The following is a 17,438-nucleotide window of genomic DNA, read 5'->3' as shown; positions in this document are numbered from 1 at the left end:
ATCCATGAGCGATGCCATCCTGGATGTTCAATGCCTTGTCGGCGGCTATGGCAAGATGACGATCCTCAACGGCACCAGTTTTTCCGTGCCGGCGGGGTCGATCACCACCGTAATTGGCCCGAACGGCGCCGGAAAATCCACCGTGTTCAAGGCGATCTTCGGCCTCTTGAAGTTGCGCGAAGGCAGGATCGTATTCAAAGGGCGGGACGTTACCGGGCTGAGCCAACGCGAATTGCTGACGTCAGGCATCTGCTACGTGCCACAGGGGCGCAATATCTTTCCCGAACTGTCCGTGCGCGACAACATCCAGCTCGGCGCGGTCGTCGCCGGGCGGGACATCACCGATCTGCCCGCGCGAATCGAGGCGGCGCTCGACAAGTTTCCTGCGCTGCGCAAAAGGGCAGCGCAGCAGGCGTCCACGCTATCGGGTGGCGAGCAGAAGCAGCTCGAAATCGTCCGCGGCCTGCTGCTCAATCCGCAACTGGTGCTGATCGACGAGCCTTCGATCGGGCTATCGCCGCTGATGGTGCAGCAGACCTTCAACATGCTGAAGGAATTGCGCGACCGCGGCGTGTCGATCCTGATGATCGAGCAGAATGCGCGCTCGGCGCTGGAGATTTCGGATTACGGCATCGTGCTCGAGCTCGGCCAGACCCGGCTCGTCGACAAAGCAGAGCGGGTGCTGAACGATCCCCGCATCGGGCAATTGTTCCTGGGTGGCGCCATGACGGAAACTGCAGCATGAACCAGCGCTCGATCGCTACCGTTTCGCTCAGCGGCGCGCTCGACGAAAAGCTGCGGGCGATCGCCGCCGCCGGATTCGACGCCGTCGAGATCTTCGAGAACGACCTGCTGTCGTTCGCAGGCAGCCCGCGCGACGTCGGCCAGATGTGCCGGGATCTCGGACTGTCGATCTGCGCCTTCCAGCCATTTCGCGACTTCGAGGGCATGCCGGAGCCGCAGCGAGGGCGCAATTTCGCTCGCGCCGAGCGCAAGTTCGATCTGATGCGGGAATTGCAGACCGACTTGATGCTGATCTGCAGCAACATCTCGCCGGCCTCGATCGGCGGCATCGACCGCGCGGCGGCCGATTTCCGCGAACTGGGTGAACGGGCCGCCGCGCGGGGCTTGTGCGTCGGCTATGAGGCGCTCGCCTGGGGACTTCACGTCAACGATTATCGTGACGCCTGGGAGATCGTGCGGCGGGCCGAGCACAAATCGATCGGCATCATTCTCGACAGCTTTCATGCACTGGCGCCGTCGTTCCCGACGCTGCCGGTTCAATCGATTCCGGCAGACAAGATCTTTCTGGTGCAACTGGCCGACGCACCGAAACTCGGCCTCGACGTTTTGTCCTGGAGCCGGCATTTCCGCTGTTTCCCGGGGCAGGGCGATCTTCCGGTTACCCGCTTCGTGGAAGACGTGCTCGCTACCGGCTATACCGGCCCGCTGTCGCTGGAAATATTCAACGACCAGTTTCGCGCCGGCTCGGCGGTGCGCACCGCGACCGACGGGCTGCGCTCGCTGATCCTGCTCGAGGATGACGTCCGTAGCGCCGCCTCGAGCGCTCCGGCAAAGCAACTGCCGCCGAAGGCGCGCAGCCGCGGCGTCGGCTTCATCGAATTTGCCGTCAGTGAAGAGAAAGCCAGCGACCTCGCGGCGCTATTCGGCCAACTCGGCTTTCGCAAGACGGGTGCGCATCGCAGCAAGGACGTCGAGCGTTGGTCGCAGGGCCGTATCGATCTCGTGATCAATTGCGAGCCTGATAGCTTTGCGCATTCGCATTTTGTCGCGCACGGTCCCGGGGTCTGCGCTATCGCTGTTGATGTCGATGACGCCAGCAGCACCATGACGCGCGCCGAAGCGCTGCAGGCACGCACCTTCTATCAGCCGGTAGGGCCGGGCGAGCTTGAAATCCCGGCGATCCGCGGCGTCGGCGGCAGCCTGCTGTATTTCCTGGAGCAAGCCGGCAAGAACTGGGAGCTCGATTTCGAGCCGCTGCGCAGCGATGCGGCTACCGATCGTCTCGACGCCGTCGACCACATCTCTCAATCGATGCCCTACGATGAGATGCTGTCGTGGCTATTATTCTATACCGGCATTCTCGATCTGAAGCGTCTGCCTCAGTTCGAGATCGCCGATCCGGTCGGCCTGGTGCAAAGCCAGGCGCTGATCAACGCCAACGAAAACCTGCGGGTGGTTTTGAACGGTTCATCGGCGACGCGCACGCTATCGGCCCGCTTCATCCACGAATTCTTCGGCTCCGGCGTCCAGCACGTCGCGTTCTCCTGCCGCGATATCTTTGCAGCCGTGGCCGACATGCGCGCGCGGGGTGCAGATTTCCTGAAGATTCCCGACAATTACTACGACGATCTCGAGGCCAAATACGGCCTCGACGCCACGACGATGGCGGCGCTGCGCGACAATCAGATTCTCTACGACCGCGAAGGCGAGGGCGAATTCTTCCAGGCCTATACCCATGCCTTTGACGAGCGGTTTTTCTTCGAGATCGTCGAGCGGCGCGACTATCACGGCTTCGGCGCTGCCAACGCCGCGATCAGGCTCGCCGCCCAGACCCGGGAATCCCGGCCGCTGACCATGCCACGGGCTTGAGCAGCCGCGAATTCTGCGGCCACAAAGAACCCGCGGGAACGCGCGCGGCTTCGGAAAGTTCACCTCTGGGAAGGCTGTCGACGCCGTTCCGGAGGATGGTGACCGATGAAGCGGGGGTCGGCCCGGCTGGCACTGTGGGTTATCCTCGTCGCGCTGCTGACGGCCACGTTGGCCGAGGCGGCTGAAGACGCCACGCGTCCCTCCGAATTCATCCTCATCCTTCAGATCGTGCTGTTGATCACGATCGGCCGCGGGCTCGGCGAGATTATGCAGCGCATCGGCCAGCCGTCGGTGATCGGCGAACTGCTCGCGGGGCTGCTGCTCGGCCCGTCGCTGTTCGGATGGGTCTGGCCCTCGGCGCACGCGGCGATCTTTCCGCCCTCCGCTGAGCAGAAGGCCCTGATCGAAGGTCTCGCCCAGTTCGGCATTCTGTTGTTGCTGCTGCTGACGGGAATGGAAACCGATCTGAAACTGGTCAGGAAAGTCGGCAGGGCCGCGATCATCGTTTCCATCGCCGGCATCGTCGTTCCCTTCCTGTGCGGCTTTTCGCTCGGGCAAATCCTGCCCGATAGCCTGCTTCCGCATCCGGAGGCACGCCTGGTCGCCTCGGTGTTCCTGGGCACGGCGCTATCGATTTCTTCGGTGAAGATCGTCGCCGTCGTCGTTCGCGAGATGAATTTCATGCGCCGCAATGTCGGTCAGATCATCATCGCGACGGCGATCATCGATGACACGATCGGCTGGATCATCATTGCGGTGATCTTCAGCCTTGCCGCGCAGGGCACGTTCGACCTGATCTCGGTGGGGCAGGCGGTGCTGGGGACGCTGATCTTCCTGGCCGTCAGTTTCACGATCGGGCGGCGGCTGGCGTTTCGGCTGATTCGCTGGGCCAACGATACGCTAGTCAGCGCCTCGGCCGTCATCACGGTGATCCTCCTGCTGATGGGTGGCATGGCCCTGATCACCCATGTGATCGGCGTGCACACAGTGCTCGGCGCGTTTGTCGCCGGCGTGCTGGTCGGCGAATCGCCGATCCTGACCCGGCAGATCGACGAGCGATTGCGCGGGCTGATCACCAGCCTGTTCATGCCGGTATTCTTCGGCCTGGCGGGATTGAACGCGGACCTGACGGTTCTGAAGGATCCGAATTTGCTGTGGCTCACGGCGCTGCTGGTGCTGATTGCAAGCATTGGAAAATTCGGTGGCGCCTACGTGGGTGGCAGCCTTGGCGGAATGAACCGCTACGAATGCTTTGCGTTGGCAAGCGGCATGAATGCGCGAGGGTCGACGGAGGTCATCATCGCCAGCATCGGCCTTTCCATGGGCGTGCTGAGCCAGAACCTGTTCTCGATGATCGTCACCATGGCGATCCTGACCACCATCGCCATGCCGCCGATGCTGCGCGCCGCGCTGTCGCGGCTTCCCATGAAGGCGGACGAGAAGGAGAGGCTCGAACGGGAGGAACTGGAAGAGAAAGGATTTACCGCAAATCTGGAGCGTCTGCTGCTTGCGGTGGACGAGAGTGCCAACGCGAAGTTTGCATCCCATCTCGCAGGCCTCCTTGCGGGCGCGCGGGGTATTCCGATCACTGTGCTGCATATCGGCGCCCGTGCGAAGCGTCAGGAAAGCAAGCGCGACGAGGAAGAAAGCCCTGAAAGCGCGGTGAGGAGTGCGGCAAGGAGCATCGTCGATTCCGGCCCAGACGAGGCCGCGCGTGAGATCGACGTCACGACGCGCGCCAAGAGCAAAAGGCCGGCGGATGCCGTCATCGACGAGGCCCGGAAGGGGTTCGACCTGCTGATTGTCGGAATGGAAAAGGTGATCGGGACCAGGAACGGGTTTGATGAAAGAATCGAGAACGCTACATCAGGCTTCGATGGCCCGCTCGCAATTGTCGCCGCCAGGGGCAGCCATCTCAAGCAGCCCGCGGCAAGCTCTTCATTCAGGATTCTGGTCCCCGTGTCGGGTAGCGGAATCTCGCGCCGGGGCGCCGAAGTGGCAATTGCGCTGGCCCGCCCGGGTTCGACATCGGTCCGGTTCATCCATGTCGCTACGACCAGGGATCGAGGAGGACGTGGCGGTGCCAATATTTCATTGCCGCAACGGGAGGCGATCCTGAAAGCCGCCGGTTCGCTTGCTGCACACTACGGCATCGAGGCAACGACGGCGATCCGCGCCGGCGTATCACCCGAGCACGCGATCCTGCGCGAAATCGAAAGCAGCGGCGCTGATCTGGTTGTCCTGGGAGTCGACCGCATACAAGGCGAGACTCTCAGCTTTGGAGGCGTTGCATCTGCCGTTCTGAAGAACTCGAGCGCCTCGGTCTTGCTGATATCAACCTAAGTAGCCGGCCGGAACAAAGGTCAAGAACGGGCCGCGCGTCCAACGGGGCGGTGAGCCATGGCTGCCCGGTTTCCATCCAGATTTCATCATTGACATAACAGAAGGGTTATATAATATATTAGTTATATAACTGGCTTGAGATCCATGATGTCGAACCTTGATGCTGCCTTTTCCGCGCTGGCCGACCCGACCCGCCGGGCGATCCTGGCGCGCCTTGCGCTAGGCGAGGCCACCGTCATGGAATTGGCTGAGCCGTTCGAGATGACGCAGCCCGCCATCTCCCGCCACCTCAAGGTCCTCGAAGGCGCCGGCCTTATTCTGCGCCGCGTCGAAGGCACGAAGCGACCATGCCGGCTAGCGCCCGCGGCCGTCGCCGAGATCGACCAATGGCTTGCGATGCTGCGGCAGACGCTCGCGGCAAATTACAACCGGTTGGACGACGTGCTGGCCGAAATGAAAACCAAAGAGTGAAAGGCAATCCCATGAGCAAGTTGACGCTGAAGACCGAAGGCGACACCCACGTCGTGGTTACCAGGCGGTTTGCCGCCACGCCGGAGGCGGTGTTTCGCGCGCATACCGAGCCGGCGCTGATCCAGAAGTGGCTGCTTGGTCCGGAAGGCTGGACGATGCCGGTCTGTATCAACGAGGCGCGTCCGGGCGGCAAGATCCGGTATGAATGGAGCAACGGCCAGGGAGGAGGCTTTCACATCACCGGTGAATTTATCGAGGTGGTGCCGTTCAGTCGCCTCGTACATGTCGAACGGATGCATCTGCCGGACCCGACACCTGACAATCATGTCGAAACGAACTTCGCTCCGGACGGAGCCGGCACGCTGATGACCATGCGGATGACCCTGCCCGATGCCGCAGCGCGGGCTGCCATGCTGTCGAGCGGCATGGAGCAAGGAATGGAAGCGAGCTACGTCCGGCTCGACAGCTTCATCAATTCGTCCCCTCGCGCCTAGCTGCCGACGCATCAGCAGCGACGTTCATCCCAGCAACATTTCAATGAGGACACGCCGTGATCGAACCACTTCGTATTCTTCAAACTACCCCGCAACTCACGGCCTCCATCCCGATCAAGGTGCCGCGCGAAGACGTTCGCAAGGTGATGGGACCCGGGCTCGCCGAATTGAAGGCTGCTGTCGCTGCACAGAACATCGCAGTCATCGGGCCATGGTTCACACACCATGTCCGCAACCCCGGTGAAGTCTTCGATTTCGAGATATGCCTTCCGGTCGCCACGCCCGTGGCGCCGGTCAATCGCATGAAACCGGGGCAATGGGCCGCCATGAATATTGCCCAAACCACCTATCATGGTGGCTATGAAGGTCTCGGCAGCGCCTGGGGCGAATTCATTGGCGCCATCAAGGCCGCAGGACACAAGACCGCAGACGGCCTTTATGAGTCCTATGCGGTTGGCCCGGACATGAGCGCTGATCCCTCTGCGTGGCGGACGGTGATCAGCAAGGAATTGCTGGCGTCCTAGAGCGTTTTCAAGCGAAGTGGACACCGGTTCGCGTGAAGAAAACGCGTCAAAACAAGAATCTAGAGTCCGGTTCTGATTCAATCAGAACCGAAAGGGCTCTAGATCCTACTCCATCACCGCATGATCCGGCGCGGCCGACTGCGCGCGCAGCGTGGCTTTGGTCGAGCCGATCATGATGGCGAGCGGGATGGCGCAGGCGGTGAAGATCATCACGAGCTGATAGTCGTACGAGAACGCGATGATCTGCGCCTGCACCTTGACCATCATATCCGCCATGGCGCGGCCCTTGTCGGTGGCGAGATCGATCATGCCGCTCACGGCGGGCATCTGCAGGGCGTGATTGAACGGATTGATGTGTTCCGACAGGACCGCGTAGGTGTAGCGCGTGCCTTGCGTCAGTTGCGAGATCACGAGCGAGATCCCGATCGAGCTGGCGACATTGCGCATCAAGGTCAGCATCGAGGTGCCGTCGGTGCGCAGATGATTGGGTAGGGTCAGGAACGCCACCGTGGAGAGCGGCACGAATACCAACCCAAAGCCAAAGCCCTGGACCACGCTGATGATCACGATCTCGGTCACGCCGGTCTGGTCGGTCCAGCCGGTCATGTAGAACAGCGACAGGCAGGTAATGCCGAGGCCGGAGACGATCAGCGTCCGTGCCTCGATATGATTCATCATGCGGCCGACCAGCATCATCGCCACGAACGTACCGCAGCCGCGGCTCGCCAGTAGAAGTCCGGCGGTGATGATGGGATAGCCGATCACGTTCTGCAGGAACGGCGAGGAAAGGGCCATGGTGGAAAACAGCACCAGTCCCATGACCGCCATGAACACGCAGCCGGCGACGAAATTCTTGTCCTTGAATAGCGCGAACTGGATGAACGGATGCTGCGTCGTCAGCGAATGCGCCAGGAAGTAATAGAAGCCGATGCCCGCGATAATGAATTCGGCGATGATCTCATTGGATTCCAGCCAGCCGAGCTGCTCGCCCCGGTCGAGCGCGAGTTGCAGCGCGCCGATGGCGATCGCCAGCGCGGTGAAGCCGAACCAGTCGAAGCGCAGCTCGAGGTCCTTCTTGGTCTCGTCCATGAAGATGACGAGGCCGAGCACAGTGATAATGCCGAACGGCAGGTTGACGAAGAACACCCAGTGCCAGGAATAGGTTTCCGTCAGCCAGGCGCCGAGCGACGGGCCCATGATCGGCCCCATCATCACCCCCATGCCCCAGATCGCCATTGCTTTGGCACGTTCGTGCAGCGCGTAGGAATCGAGCATCACGGCCTGCGACAGCGGCACCAGCGCCGCGCCGAACACGCCTTGCAGCAGACGAAACACCACCATCTGGCCGATATCCTGCGCCAATCCGCATAACACCGAGGCGATGGTGAAGCCGGCCGAGCAGATGATGAAGATGCGCTTGCTGCCGAAGCGGTTGGCGATCCACCCGACCGGCGCGGTCATGATTGCGGCAGCGACGATATAGGAGGTCAGCACCCAGTTGATCTGGTCCTGCGACGCCGACAGCGTGCCCTGCATGTAGGGCAGCGCGACGTTGGCGATGGTGGTGTCGAGCGCCTGCATGATTGTCGCCGTCATGGCGCAGATCGTCACCATGTTCCGGCGCAGGCCGGGAACGGATGCCGATGGCTGGCCCGGCGTCGCCATGGCGCTAATCGTGGTCCTGGTTTGCCGTCGCCGGCGACAGGCCGAGCAGGGCTGAGAGCGAGCGCCGATGATTGGTGTCGATGGTGGCGTAGACGCTCATGCCGGCCTTCAGCTTGCGCACGAATTTGTCGTTCTTGTCGAAATAGATCCGCACCGGCACGCGCTGCACCACCTTGACGAAATTGCCCGATGCGTTCTGCGGCGGCAGGATCGCAAACTGCGCGCCGGTGCCGGGCGAGAGCGAGCCGACCGTGCCCTTGAAGGGGTGATTAGGAAACGCATCGACCTCGAGCGTGACCGACTGGCCGACCGCGACATAGGTGAAATCGGATTCCTTCGGGTTGGCGTCGACCCATGGGTTCGAGGTGTCGATGATGCTGAACACCGGCGTACCGGCGGTGACGAAGCGACCGAGCTGGATCTGCTCAACCTGCGTAGCAATACCAGCCATCGGCGCGCGCATCACGGTGTGGTCGAGATTACGCTGGGCCTGGTCCAGCGCCGCCTTGGCCTGGGCGTAGGGCGGGAATTCCTCGAGCGGCAGATCGGAATTGCCGAGCAGTTGGGCTTTTGCGCTTGCGATCTTCTGCTGCAGCAACTGATACTGCGCGCTCGCGGTGACGAGCGCGGTCGACGCGTTATCGAGATCGAGCTGCGAGCCGAAATTGTTCTTCACCAGTGAAGACTTGCGCTCTACGTCACGCCGCTTCAGCTCCATGCCTTGCTGCGAGAGTTCACTCATCTGGCCATAGATTTTCAGGTCGGCGATCAGATTGTCATAGGTGACCTTGGTTTGCGCGAGGTTGGCCTTGGCCTGCGCCACGGCGAGGCGGAACGGCACCGGATCGATCTCAAACAGGATGTCGCCTGGATTGACCTGCTGGCCTTCCTTCACCACGACCTTCTCGATCTTGCCGGAGATGTCGGGCGTGATCAGAACCTTCTGCGCGCCGACATAGGCATCGTCGGTGGTCACGTAGCGGCCGCCGTTGAGATAGAACGTCACGCCGGCGACCAGCGCAACCAACGGCAACACCACCAACAGCAGGAAGCGCCGGTAGCGCCGCATGCCGGCCATCAGCCGGCGGCGCGGTTCGGCCGCGAGTTTCGGCCGTGACGGCGCCGCGGGGGCGCCCTTCTGCTCGGGCGGGAATTTGAGGACCGGATCAGCCATAGCGCTGCTCCTTTCTGGGAGGTTCGCCGGCCGGATTCTGGATCGCGTTGCGAACGTTTTCCTTGATCAGATCGAGTTGGTCGAGCAGGCGATGGGCATCAGTGGGATTGATGCCGTCGAGCGCGGTCGCCGTCAGTTCGGAGCGAAGCCCGGCGAGCTTGCCGAGCAGTGGCCGCGCGGCCTTGCGCAGATAGAGGCGGTTGACGCGGCGGTCATTCTCGTCGCCGCGGCGTTCGATCCAGCCATTGTCGCAGAGCTTGTCGATCAGCCGCGTCAGCGTGATCGGCTGCATCTCCATCTGTTCGGCAAGTTCCGACTGCTTGAGGCCCTCGGTGCGCTCGACCTTGGCCAGCACCGCCCATTGGGCACGGGTGATGCCGTAGCGCGCAGCCTGCCGGTCGGCATAGGCGCGCACCATCCGTTGCACCTCGCCAAGCGTAAACAGGAAGTTCATGTCCACGGAACCGCGCATGTCCAAGCCTCCATAAGCCTGCAATACAATAAGCTTGCTTATGAATTCTGCACTGCGAGTTAATAATGGCCTGATCCGCTTCCAGCACATGGCTGGGAGCCAATGCATGCGCGGGCTTTAGAATTGGCCCTCAAACTGGTACAAGCCCTGACATGAGCCTGACAAAGCCGACATTTCCTGCGCCCGGCCACGATCACGGCCGCTGCACTGCGGAAGCGATCGCGCATGCCGAACAGGTTTGCGCGCGGCGGGCGCAGAAATTTACCCCGATCCGGCGTCAGGTGCTGCAGGCGCTACTGTCGAGCCACCGCCCGCTCGGGGCCTATGAGGTGATCGACGAGCTCGCCAAGTCGATGCCGCGGCCGGCGCCGATCACAGTCTACCGCGCGCTCGATTTCCTGATGGAAAACGGCCTCGTCCACCGCATCGAGAGCCGCAATGCGTTCCTTGCCTGCGCGCATGATCATGACGAGACCTCGATGGTGGCGTTTTTGATCTGCGAGCTCTGCGGCTCGGTCGGCGAAATCCCCGCAGCCCCCGTGGCGCAAAGCCTCAATGCGGCCGCGCGGGCCTCCGGATTTGCGCCAAAGCTCTCCGTCGTCGAGATCGCCGGCATCTGCGCGCATTGCCAAAAATAAGAAGCGGCGCCAAGCCGCCACGAGGAGTGATGTCATCCAAGCCAGTAGAACCTTCCGCCGGGCGTGCGCTCAACCCGGGCGCCATCGCCGTGATGCTGATGTTGTGCCTGAGCTGGGGCTTCAACCAGATTGCCGTGAAGCTGACGCTGCCCGATGTGCCGCCGATGCTGCAGGCCTTGATCCGCTCGGCTGGCGCGTTGCCGGTGATGCTGCTGGCCGGTTGGCTGCGCGGCGTGAAATTCTTCGAGCGTGACGGCTCGCTCGGTCCCGGCCTGCTGGCGGGCACGTTGTTCGGCATCGAATTCGTGCTGATCTTCAGCGGGCTGGTGTTCACATCGGCGTCGCGCGCCGCCGTGTTCCTGTACACTGCACCGTTTTTCGTCGCGCTCGGCTCCTACCAGTTTCTCGGCGAGCGCCTGAGCATGCTGCAATGGGGCGGACTGGGCCTCAGCTTCGCGGGTGTCGCGCTGGCAATCGGCGTGCCGCAGGCAAATGTCGACGCAAAAGTGTTGCTGGGCGACCTGCTGGTGGTCGGCGGCGGCGCGCTGTGGGGCGCGACCACGCTGATCGCCAAGGGCACGAAACTTCGTAACGCAGCTCCGGAAAAGGCGCTCGGATATCAGGTGGCCGTATCGATCCCGATCCTGGGCTGCGCATCCCTGCTGTTCGGCGAGAAGATCACCCACATGCCGGGCGCGCTGTCGATCTCGCTGTTGGCTTATCAGGCGATCTGGGTGGTGGGCTGCACCTTCGTGCTGTGGTTCGCGCTGGTGAAGACCTATTCTGCCAGCAAACTGTCGTCCTTCACCTTCGTTACGCCATTGTTCGGCGTCGTCGCCGCCTATTTCATCCTGCACGACACGCTGACCGTTGCCTTCGGTATTGCAGCGCTGCTTGTCATCGCCGGGCTCTATCTCGTCAACAAGCCAGACCCGAAGGTGGTACCGGATCCGAACGTGCCGGCGTGATGCTTCGCTTCGCTCGCAAGTGACGGGCAGAGGGTCTATCCCGTCTCGACCGGCAGCGACGCATCCTTGGCCCATTCGCCCATCGAGCCATCGTAAAGGGTGAGGTCGTCGTAACCGAGCTGGTGCAGCAGGAACAGGTCGATCGTCGCCGAGATGCCGCCGCCGCAATAGGCGACCACGCGTTTGTCCCTGGTGATGCCCTGGGCCCTGAATTTGGCTTCCGCCTCCGCAAGCGGGACGAACGCCTTGGTCTTCGGGTCGAGCAGTGTGGCCGCCGACACGTTGCAACTGCCGGGAACGCGGCCGGGCCGGCCATAGCGGCTGGGCTCGAGGCCTTTGTGAAATTGCGGGCCGAGCGCGTTGACGATGACGGTGCCTCGCTCGGACGTAGCGGCAAGCGTTTCGTGCTTGTCGACGAAGAAACCTGGCCTCGGATTGGCCGTGAATGTTGCCGGCTCGTATCCCTTCGCCGGCCCGGTTTCGAGCGGGCGTCCCTCGAACTTCCATTTGTCGAGACCGCCATCGAGCACCGCGACGTTCTCGAAGCAGAGCGATCTGAGCATCCACCAGAACCGCGTTGCCCACATCGGCGTGCCGATGCTGTACAGCACGACCCGGCTTTGATTTGAAACGCCATGGCGGCCGAATGCCCGTTCGAGCCACGCCACATCCGGCATCATGAAGCGAAGTTCGGTATCGGGATCGGAGAACTCGCCCTGCAGATCGAGAAAGTCCGCGCCCGGAATATGCCCGGCCTCGAAGCTGTGCCGGCCCGGCACGGTGAGATAGGGCAGGCTGGAGCCTTCAGGGGCGGGTTCGAGGTAGGTGGTGCAATCGAACAGGCGCAGATCGGGCTGACTGAGAAGGTCGGTGAGTTCCGCCGTCGTGATCAGCTCGTTTCGCGCCGGCATACCTGCCTCCCATTATTTATGTTTCGGCGATGCTAGGGCTTGCATCGGGCTATGAAAAGGCGGCCGGAAAGTGCGCTCGCCCTTTCAATTCGGTGATTCCTGTCCAATATAGCGGTTAACGAAAGACGAGGTCTTTTGCCCCTGCTTTCGGTCGCTGCGGCTGGCCTAAGCCGTTGAACACACAAGATAAAAATCCGCTATGTGACAAGGCGCACACTGCCTTCGCCGCCCCCTTGGTACATGTCACCAAAACCTGATATTCGAGGCCCCATGAACAAGCCCGAAATAATCCCGCAAGACGACATCGCCGGCCCGAAGGCCCGGCACAAAACCACCCAGGTCATGGTCGGCAATGTTGCCGTCGGCGGGGGGGCGCCGATCGTCGTGCAGTCGATGACCAATACCGACACCGCCGATGTCGAAGGCACAATCGCGCAGGTCGCGGCGCTGTCGCGCGCCGGATCGGAGATGGTGCGCATCACAGTCGACCGCGAGGAAGCTGCTGCCGCCGTTCCGCACATCCGCGATGGCCTGCGCAAGCGCGGCATCACCACGCCCCTAATCGGTGATTTCCATTATATCGGCCACAAGCTGCTCGCCGAATATCCGGCATGTGCCGAAGCGCTCGACAAGTATCGCATCAATCCCGGCAATGTCGGCTTCAAGAACAAGCGCGACACGCAGTTCGCCGATATCATCGAGATCGCCAACAAGAACAACAAGCCCGTGCGTATCGGCGCCAATTGGGGCTCGCTGGATCAGGAGCTGCTGACCAAGCTGATGGACGAGAATACGGCCTCGGCCAACCCGCGCGATGCGCGCGCGGTGACGCGCGAGGCCATGGTGCAGTCGGCCTTGCTGTCGGCCGCCCGCGCCCAAGAGCTCGGCATGCCCAAGAACCGCATGATTTTGTCGGCAAAAGTTTCCGCCGTGCAGGATCTGATCGCGGTCTATCAGGAGCTGGCGCGCCGCTCGGACTATGCCATCCACCTCGGCCTGACCGAGGCCGGCATGGGATCGAAGGGCATCGTGGCTTCATCCGCCGCGCTCGGCATCCTGCTGCAGGACGGCATCGGCGACACCATCCGCATTTCGCTCACGCCCGAGCCCGGCGGTGACCGCACGCTGGAAGTTCAGGTCGCGCAGGAATTGCTGCAGACCATGGGCTTCCGCACCTTTGTGCCGCTGGTCGCGGCATGCCCGGGCTGCGGCCGCACCACCTCGACCACATTCCAGGAGCTGGCGCGCTCGATCCAGGATTTCATCCGCGACGAGATGCCGACCTGGAAGACGCAGTATCCCGGCGTGGAGCAGCTTAACGTCGCGGTGATGGGTTGCATCGTCAACGGCCCGGGCGAATCCAAGCACGCCAATATCGGCATCTCCCTGCCCGGCACCGGCGAAGCGCCGGCCGCGCCCGTGTTCGTCGACGGCAAGAAGTTCCGCACCCTGCGCGGTCCGACGATTGCCGCCGATTTCAAGGCGCTGGTCATCGATTACATCGATCAGCGCTATGGCAAGGGCAACAAGACGCCCGAGAGCGCGGTGACCGCGGCGGAGTAGGCTTTCTCTGCCTGTCGTCCCTGCGAACGCAGGGACCCATAACCACAGGTTTTTGTGGTTTATGCGGCGCTGTAGCTCCAGCCCCTACAACAACAATCTCTTGTGATTATGGGTCCCTGCGTTCGCAGGGACACCGAGCTACGTGCATTGCACTTCGTATCGCCTGAGCTACGATGCGTCCCAATCAAGAACGATTGGGAGAGCGCCCATGTCATCGCTGTCCGGCAAGCAGGGACCGCGCTACCGGCACGTCGCCGACGAAGCCGAACCTTACGAGACCATTGCGGTCGAGAAGCTCACGCCGATCATCGGCGCAGAAATTACCGGCGTCGATATCGGCAAGCTCGTCTCGGACGACGCGCGCTCCAACCGGCAGATGGACGAAATCCATCGCGCGCTCGCCGAAAATCTCGTGATCTTCTTCCGCGACCAGCACATCACGCCACAGCAGCATCTCGCCTTCGGCCGCAAGTTCGGCGAGTTGCATGTGCATCCGGCGGCGCCCAACGAGGGCGACCCGGCGCTGATGAAGATCTATGCCGACAAGGATTCTCCGCGCGCCAATGGCGAGGGCTGGCACACCGACGTATCCTGCGATGTCGAGCCGCCGATGGGATCGATCCTCTACATCAAGCAATGCCCGCCGCGCGGCGGCGATACGCTGTTTGCCAACATGTACGCCGCCTATGAGGCGCTGTCGGACCGGATGAAGACCTATCTCGACGGGCTGACCGCGTTGCATGATGGCGAGCAGACCTATCGCGGGCTCTACGCCAACTATGGCGTCGCCGACCGCCCGGAATATCCGCGTGCCGAACACCCCGTGGTGCGCACGCATCCCGTCACCGGCAAGAAGGCGCTCTACGTCAATCGCGGCTTCACCCGCCACATCATAGGCGTCCCGCGCGACGAGAGCGATGCCATGCTCGCTTACCTCTACCAGCACGCGGAGAACCCGCTGTTCCAATGCCGATTCCGCTGGACGGAAAACGCCATCGCGTTCTGGGACAATCGCTGCGCCCAGCACCGCGCGATGTGGGACTACTGGCCGCATACGCGGTCAGGCACGCGGGTGACGGTGAAGGGCGAGCGGCCGGTGTAAGGCGCGATGCGTTGACGCCTCGTCGCGTCTGCGCCAAGCTCGATCAAAAGCAATAACGTCCGGAGGACGCCCCATGCTCCGCGCCGAAGACAACAAATTCCTCACCGAGAGCGGCGCAGGCACCGGCATGGGCGAATTGCTACGCCGCTTCTGGATTCCGGTGCTGCTGTCGGAGGAGTTAGCTGAGGCCGACGGTCCGCCGAAGAAGATCGTCGTCATGGGCGAGGAACTGCTCGCCTTCCGCGATACGCGCGGCATCGTCGGCGTCATCGATCAATATTGCCCGCATCGCGGCGCCAATCTCTGGCTTGGCCGCAACGAGGAGTGCGGCATTCGCTGCGTCTATCACGGCTGGAAGTTCGACACCTCGGGCGCTTGCGTCGACATGCCGACCTCCTATCCCGATCTCAATGCCAAGAACCTGATCCGCATCAAGTCCTATCCGGTGCGCGAGTGGGGCGAGATGATCTGGGCCTATATGGGTCCCGCGGATCAGGTGCCCGAGCTGCCCGATCTGGAGATGGCGCTGGTGCCGCCCTCGCATCGCTACGTTTCGAAGAAATGGCAGGACTGCAACTGGGTGCAGGCACTGGAAGGCTCGATCGACACCGCACATTTCACCTTCGCGCATCTCTCCTTCGAAAAGGAAGAGAACGAGATCCTCGATATCAAGAAGCACTTTGTGAATCCGCTGACGCGGGTGGCCACCGACCACATGCGTTGGATCGCTGAAGATCCGCGCCCCGTCATCAAGATCAACCCGCATGACGCCGGGCTCACGATCGCAGGCGGGCGTCTCACCGGCAGCGACAATATCTACTGGCGCATCGCCCAGTTCCTGATGCCGGTGCATGCCTATGCGCCGAGCGCGATGCCGGGCGAGAACATTTTTGGTCAGAGCTTTGTGCCGGTGACCGATACCAATTGCTGGATCTATACTTATGCCTGGAATCCGGAACGGCCGATTACGGATGCCGAGCGTGAGGCCTACGATCGCGGCAACGGCGTCATTGCGGAAGTCGACGAGAACTATGTGCCGCTGCGCAACAAGTCGAACGATTACCTGATCGATCGCAAGCTGCAGAAGACCCATAGCTACACCGGCATCAAGGGCGTGTCCGAGCAGGACGCCGCCGTGCAGGACAGCCAGGGCCCGATCGCCGATCGCACGCGCGAGCATCTCGGCCCGACCGACCTCGGCATCATGCATTTCCGCAAGCTGGTGATGGACGCCGCCCGCGCGCTGCAAAAAGGCGAGGCGCCGCCGCACCTGAAGCATCAGGACCGCTATGCCGTGCGCTCCGGCGCCTGCGTCACCAGCAAAGCCAAGGACCTCACCGCTGTCATGATCGAGCGTTTCGGCGATGCGGCCGGCTATGTTGGCGGTCCCGGCAGGACCGCGGCGGCGGAGTAGGGCAGGCCTGAGTAAGTATTACTCGCGCAGATCGTAGCGATAGGATTTCGAGACGATTTTCCAGCCGTCGCGCAGTTTCATCGCCACCAGATAATCGGTGAAATAGCGCGGTGGCAATTGGCAGCGCACCTTGACGAAGGCGGTGGATTCGTCCGAGCGGTCTATCGTGACGATGAAATCCTCGCGCGGCTTGCCTTCAGCCTTGGCGGAGGGCCGCTTGCGTACCCGGTCGAGCCAGTCCGGTACTGTCAGCACCTGCAACTCGCCCTTTTCCAGCCAGCGCAAATCGGCGCTTGCGTCGAAGATTGCGCCGAGCTTGTCGGCATCGCCCTCATAGAGGCCATCGAAATAGGTCTGCACCACGGCTTCGACGGTCGATCGGTCATGACTCACAGCTATTCCTCCCCGACATTTGAAATTTGTTCGAGTTGAATTAAGCCACGAACCGGCGCATTGCGCTATGGTGAGTTCATCACAGGTGCGAGGGATTGCAGGTGGCTGGTTCAGCAAAATCGAATGCTCGCATTCTTGCCGGAGAATGCTTCTGTCGCGCGACGCGCTATGCGGTGGCGGACGAGTTCGCATACGCCTTGAATTGCCACTGCTCGGATTGCCGGCGCACCACCGCTTCGGCATTCAAGCCGTTTGCCGGCATCGCTCGTGACAAGTTTGATGTCACCAAAGGCAAAGACAACATCATGATCTATGGCGATGCGGCGAACCACAACGCGCATTGCCCCAAATGCGGCTCGTTGCTCTATTCCGTGGTGCGCGACGGCGCCTTCGTCCATGTTGCCATGGGCACGCTGGTTGACGATCCCTCGATCCGTCCAACGGCCCACATCTTCGTCGGCTCCAAGGCGCCCTGGTTCTTGATCACGGATGACCTGCCGCAATTCCAGGAACATCTCGTGCCGCGGTGATCGCGCCAGCGTACACGTTCGCCGCCATATCCGGGCGGAACCCGGCGGGAAAGGTGTTTGGCGATGGCCGAACCCGCGGGAGACTTGCCAGACTAAGGATAGAGAGGGCGCGTCTCACATGCTCGTGGTTCGTGACCTAACTCACAAAGTTCGCCTGATCCTT

At 62.1% G+C, this 17,438-nt stretch carries 17 protein-coding genes; 12 read left to right on the top strand and 5 right to left on the bottom strand.

Annotation, left to right across the window (positions count from 1 at the left end):
- The first annotated feature begins 4 nt into the window (after nucleotides 1–4).
- From YUO_RS40635 to YUO_RS0113335, 6 genes are all read left to right on the top strand, one after another.
- Nucleotides 5–745 (top strand): ABC transporter ATP-binding protein, encoded by a 741-nt coding sequence (locus tag YUO_RS40635; protein WP_035726719.1) that lies wholly within the window; start codon nucleotides 5–7, stop codon nucleotides 743–745.
- Complete coding sequence (locus tag YUO_RS0113355) at nucleotides 742–2,613, top strand: bifunctional sugar phosphate isomerase/epimerase/4-hydroxyphenylpyruvate dioxygenase family protein (protein ID WP_028347933.1); 1,872 nt, start codon at nucleotides 742–744, stop codon at nucleotides 2,611–2,613. The genes YUO_RS40635 and YUO_RS0113355 overlap by 4 nt, the downstream gene beginning before the upstream one ends.
- A 105-nt stretch (nucleotides 2,614–2,718) precedes the next feature.
- Nucleotides 2,719–4,956, top strand: coding sequence for a cation:proton antiporter domain-containing protein (locus YUO_RS0113350; RefSeq protein ID WP_035726718.1), 2,238 nt, complete (start codon nucleotides 2,719–2,721; stop codon nucleotides 4,954–4,956).
- 147 nt (nucleotides 4,957–5,103) lie between these two features.
- Nucleotides 5,104–5,427 (top strand): ArsR/SmtB family transcription factor, encoded by a 324-nt coding sequence (locus tag YUO_RS0113345; RefSeq protein ID WP_028347718.1) that lies wholly within the window; start codon nucleotides 5,104–5,106, stop codon nucleotides 5,425–5,427.
- Nucleotides 5,428–5,438: 11 nt separating this feature from the next.
- On the top strand, nucleotides 5,439–5,921 hold the full coding sequence (locus YUO_RS0113340; protein WP_028347717.1) for an SRPBCC domain-containing protein: 483 nt from the start codon (nucleotides 5,439–5,441) through the stop codon (nucleotides 5,919–5,921).
- A 56-nt stretch (nucleotides 5,922–5,977) separates the two neighbouring features.
- Nucleotides 5,978–6,445, top strand: coding sequence for a GyrI-like domain-containing protein (locus YUO_RS0113335; protein WP_028347716.1), 468 nt, complete (start codon nucleotides 5,978–5,980; stop codon nucleotides 6,443–6,445).
- 105 nt (nucleotides 6,446–6,550) lie between these two features.
- On the opposite strand, the gene YUO_RS0113330 is transcribed toward YUO_RS0113335, so the two are convergent.
- The 3 genes from YUO_RS0113330 to YUO_RS0113320 are packed head-to-tail and all read right to left on the bottom strand — an operon-like array spanning nucleotide 6,551 to nucleotide 9,756.
- Nucleotides 6,551–8,110, bottom strand: a complete 1,560-nt coding sequence (locus YUO_RS0113330) for an MDR family MFS transporter (protein WP_028347715.1) — start codon at nucleotides 8,108–8,110, stop codon at nucleotides 6,551–6,553.
- Nucleotides 8,111–8,114: 4 nt separating this feature from the next.
- Nucleotides 8,115–9,284: an HlyD family secretion protein gene (locus tag YUO_RS0113325; protein ID WP_028347714.1), complete on the bottom strand. Its 1,170-nt coding sequence runs from the start codon at nucleotides 9,282–9,284 to the stop codon at nucleotides 8,115–8,117.
- The gene (locus YUO_RS0113320) at nucleotides 9,277–9,756 is read right to left on the bottom strand and encodes a MarR family winged helix-turn-helix transcriptional regulator (RefSeq protein WP_035726713.1); all 480 of its coding nucleotides are present in this window, start codon (nucleotides 9,754–9,756) and stop codon (nucleotides 9,277–9,279) included. The genes YUO_RS0113325 and YUO_RS0113320 overlap by 8 nt, the downstream gene beginning before the upstream one ends.
- A 152-nt stretch (nucleotides 9,757–9,908) precedes the next feature.
- Between YUO_RS0113320 and YUO_RS0113315 the strand changes: the two genes are divergently transcribed.
- Nucleotides 9,909–10,394: a Fur family transcriptional regulator gene (locus YUO_RS0113315; protein ID WP_028347712.1), complete on the top strand. Its 486-nt coding sequence runs from the start codon at nucleotides 9,909–9,911 to the stop codon at nucleotides 10,392–10,394.
- Nucleotides 10,395–10,423: 29 nt separating this feature from the next.
- The gene (locus YUO_RS0113310; protein ID WP_028347711.1) at nucleotides 10,424–11,362 is read left to right on the top strand and encodes a DMT family transporter; all 939 of its coding nucleotides are present in this window, start codon (nucleotides 10,424–10,426) and stop codon (nucleotides 11,360–11,362) included.
- Between the two features lie 35 nt (nucleotides 11,363–11,397).
- Here the strand turns inward: YUO_RS0113310 and YUO_RS0113305 are convergent, their stop codons facing one another.
- Nucleotides 11,398–12,273 (bottom strand): sulfurtransferase, encoded by an 876-nt coding sequence (locus YUO_RS0113305; RefSeq protein WP_028347710.1) that lies wholly within the window; start codon nucleotides 12,271–12,273, stop codon nucleotides 11,398–11,400.
- Between the two features lie 270 nt (nucleotides 12,274–12,543).
- Here YUO_RS0113305 and ispG point away from each other — a divergent pair, with 270 nt between their 5' ends.
- The 3 genes from ispG to YUO_RS0113290 all read left to right on the top strand — a co-directional run bounded on the left by ispG (nucleotide 12,544) and on the right by YUO_RS0113290 (nucleotide 16,352).
- The gene (ispG, locus tag YUO_RS0113300; protein ID WP_028347709.1) at nucleotides 12,544–13,836 is read left to right on the top strand and encodes a flavodoxin-dependent (E)-4-hydroxy-3-methylbut-2-enyl-diphosphate synthase; all 1,293 of its coding nucleotides are present in this window, start codon (nucleotides 12,544–12,546) and stop codon (nucleotides 13,834–13,836) included.
- A 208-nt stretch (nucleotides 13,837–14,044) separates the two neighbouring features.
- Nucleotides 14,045–14,938, top strand: a complete 894-nt coding sequence (locus tag YUO_RS0113295) for a TauD/TfdA dioxygenase family protein (protein WP_028347708.1) — start codon at nucleotides 14,045–14,047, stop codon at nucleotides 14,936–14,938.
- A gap of 73 nt (nucleotides 14,939–15,011) precedes the next feature.
- Nucleotides 15,012–16,352: a Rieske 2Fe-2S domain-containing protein gene (locus YUO_RS0113290; RefSeq protein ID WP_028347707.1), complete on the top strand. Its 1,341-nt coding sequence runs from the start codon at nucleotides 15,012–15,014 to the stop codon at nucleotides 16,350–16,352.
- An 18-nt stretch (nucleotides 16,353–16,370) separates the two neighbouring features.
- Here the strand turns inward: YUO_RS0113290 and YUO_RS0113285 are convergent, their stop codons facing one another.
- On the bottom strand, nucleotides 16,371–16,745 hold the full coding sequence (locus YUO_RS0113285; protein ID WP_028347706.1) for a nuclear transport factor 2 family protein: 375 nt from the start codon (nucleotides 16,743–16,745) through the stop codon (nucleotides 16,371–16,373).
- Between the two features lie 101 nt (nucleotides 16,746–16,846).
- On the opposite strand from YUO_RS0113285, the gene YUO_RS0113280 reads away from it, so the two are divergent.
- The gene (locus YUO_RS0113280; protein ID WP_028347705.1) at nucleotides 16,847–17,275 is read left to right on the top strand and encodes a GFA family protein; all 429 of its coding nucleotides are present in this window, start codon (nucleotides 16,847–16,849) and stop codon (nucleotides 17,273–17,275) included.
- Nucleotides 17,276–17,438: the final 163 nt, after the last annotated feature.

Origin of the sequence: Bradyrhizobium murdochi (assembly GCF_000472965.1) — a bacterium.
Lineage (GTDB): Bacteria > Pseudomonadota > Alphaproteobacteria > Rhizobiales > Xanthobacteraceae > Bradyrhizobium > Bradyrhizobium murdochi.
Note: the sequence above shows the minus strand (reverse complement) of the source record. Positions and strands in the feature narration are given on the sequence as shown.

Bases quoted from the DNA above. Each gene is read 5' to 3' on its own strand.
- YUO_RS40635 (WP_035726719.1), top strand. From the start codon at position 5: ATGAGCGATGCCATCCTGGATGTTCAATGCCTTGTCGGCGGCTATGGC.
- YUO_RS0113355 (WP_028347933.1), top strand. From the start codon at position 742: ATGAACCAGCGCTCGATCGCTACCGTTTCGCTCAGCGGCGCGCTCGAC.
- YUO_RS0113350 (WP_035726718.1), top strand. From the start codon at position 2,719: ATGAAGCGGGGGTCGGCCCGGCTGGCACTGTGGGTTATCCTCGTCGCG.
- YUO_RS0113345 (WP_028347718.1), top strand. From the start codon at position 5,104: ATGTCGAACCTTGATGCTGCCTTTTCCGCGCTGGCCGACCCGACCCGC.
- YUO_RS0113340 (WP_028347717.1), top strand. From the start codon at position 5,439: ATGAGCAAGTTGACGCTGAAGACCGAAGGCGACACCCACGTCGTGGTT.
- YUO_RS0113330 (WP_028347715.1), bottom strand. From the start codon at position 8,110: ATGGCGACGCCGGGCCAGCCATCGGCATCCGTTCCCGGCCTGCGCCGG.
- YUO_RS0113325 (WP_028347714.1), bottom strand. From the start codon at position 9,284: ATGGCTGATCCGGTCCTCAAATTCCCGCCCGAGCAGAAGGGCGCCCCC.
- YUO_RS0113320 (WP_035726713.1), bottom strand. From the start codon at position 9,756: ATGCGCGGTTCCGTGGACATGAACTTCCTGTTTACGCTTGGCGAGGTG.
- YUO_RS0113315 (WP_028347712.1), top strand. From the start codon at position 9,909: ATGAGCCTGACAAAGCCGACATTTCCTGCGCCCGGCCACGATCACGGC.
- YUO_RS0113310 (WP_028347711.1), top strand. From the start codon at position 10,424: ATGTCATCCAAGCCAGTAGAACCTTCCGCCGGGCGTGCGCTCAACCCG.
- YUO_RS0113305 (WP_028347710.1), bottom strand. From the start codon at position 12,273: ATGCCGGCGCGAAACGAGCTGATCACGACGGCGGAACTCACCGACCTT.
- ispG (WP_028347709.1), top strand. From the start codon at position 12,544: ATGAACAAGCCCGAAATAATCCCGCAAGACGACATCGCCGGCCCGAAG.
- YUO_RS0113295 (WP_028347708.1), top strand. From the start codon at position 14,045: ATGTCATCGCTGTCCGGCAAGCAGGGACCGCGCTACCGGCACGTCGCC.
- YUO_RS0113290 (WP_028347707.1), top strand. From the start codon at position 15,012: ATGCTCCGCGCCGAAGACAACAAATTCCTCACCGAGAGCGGCGCAGGC.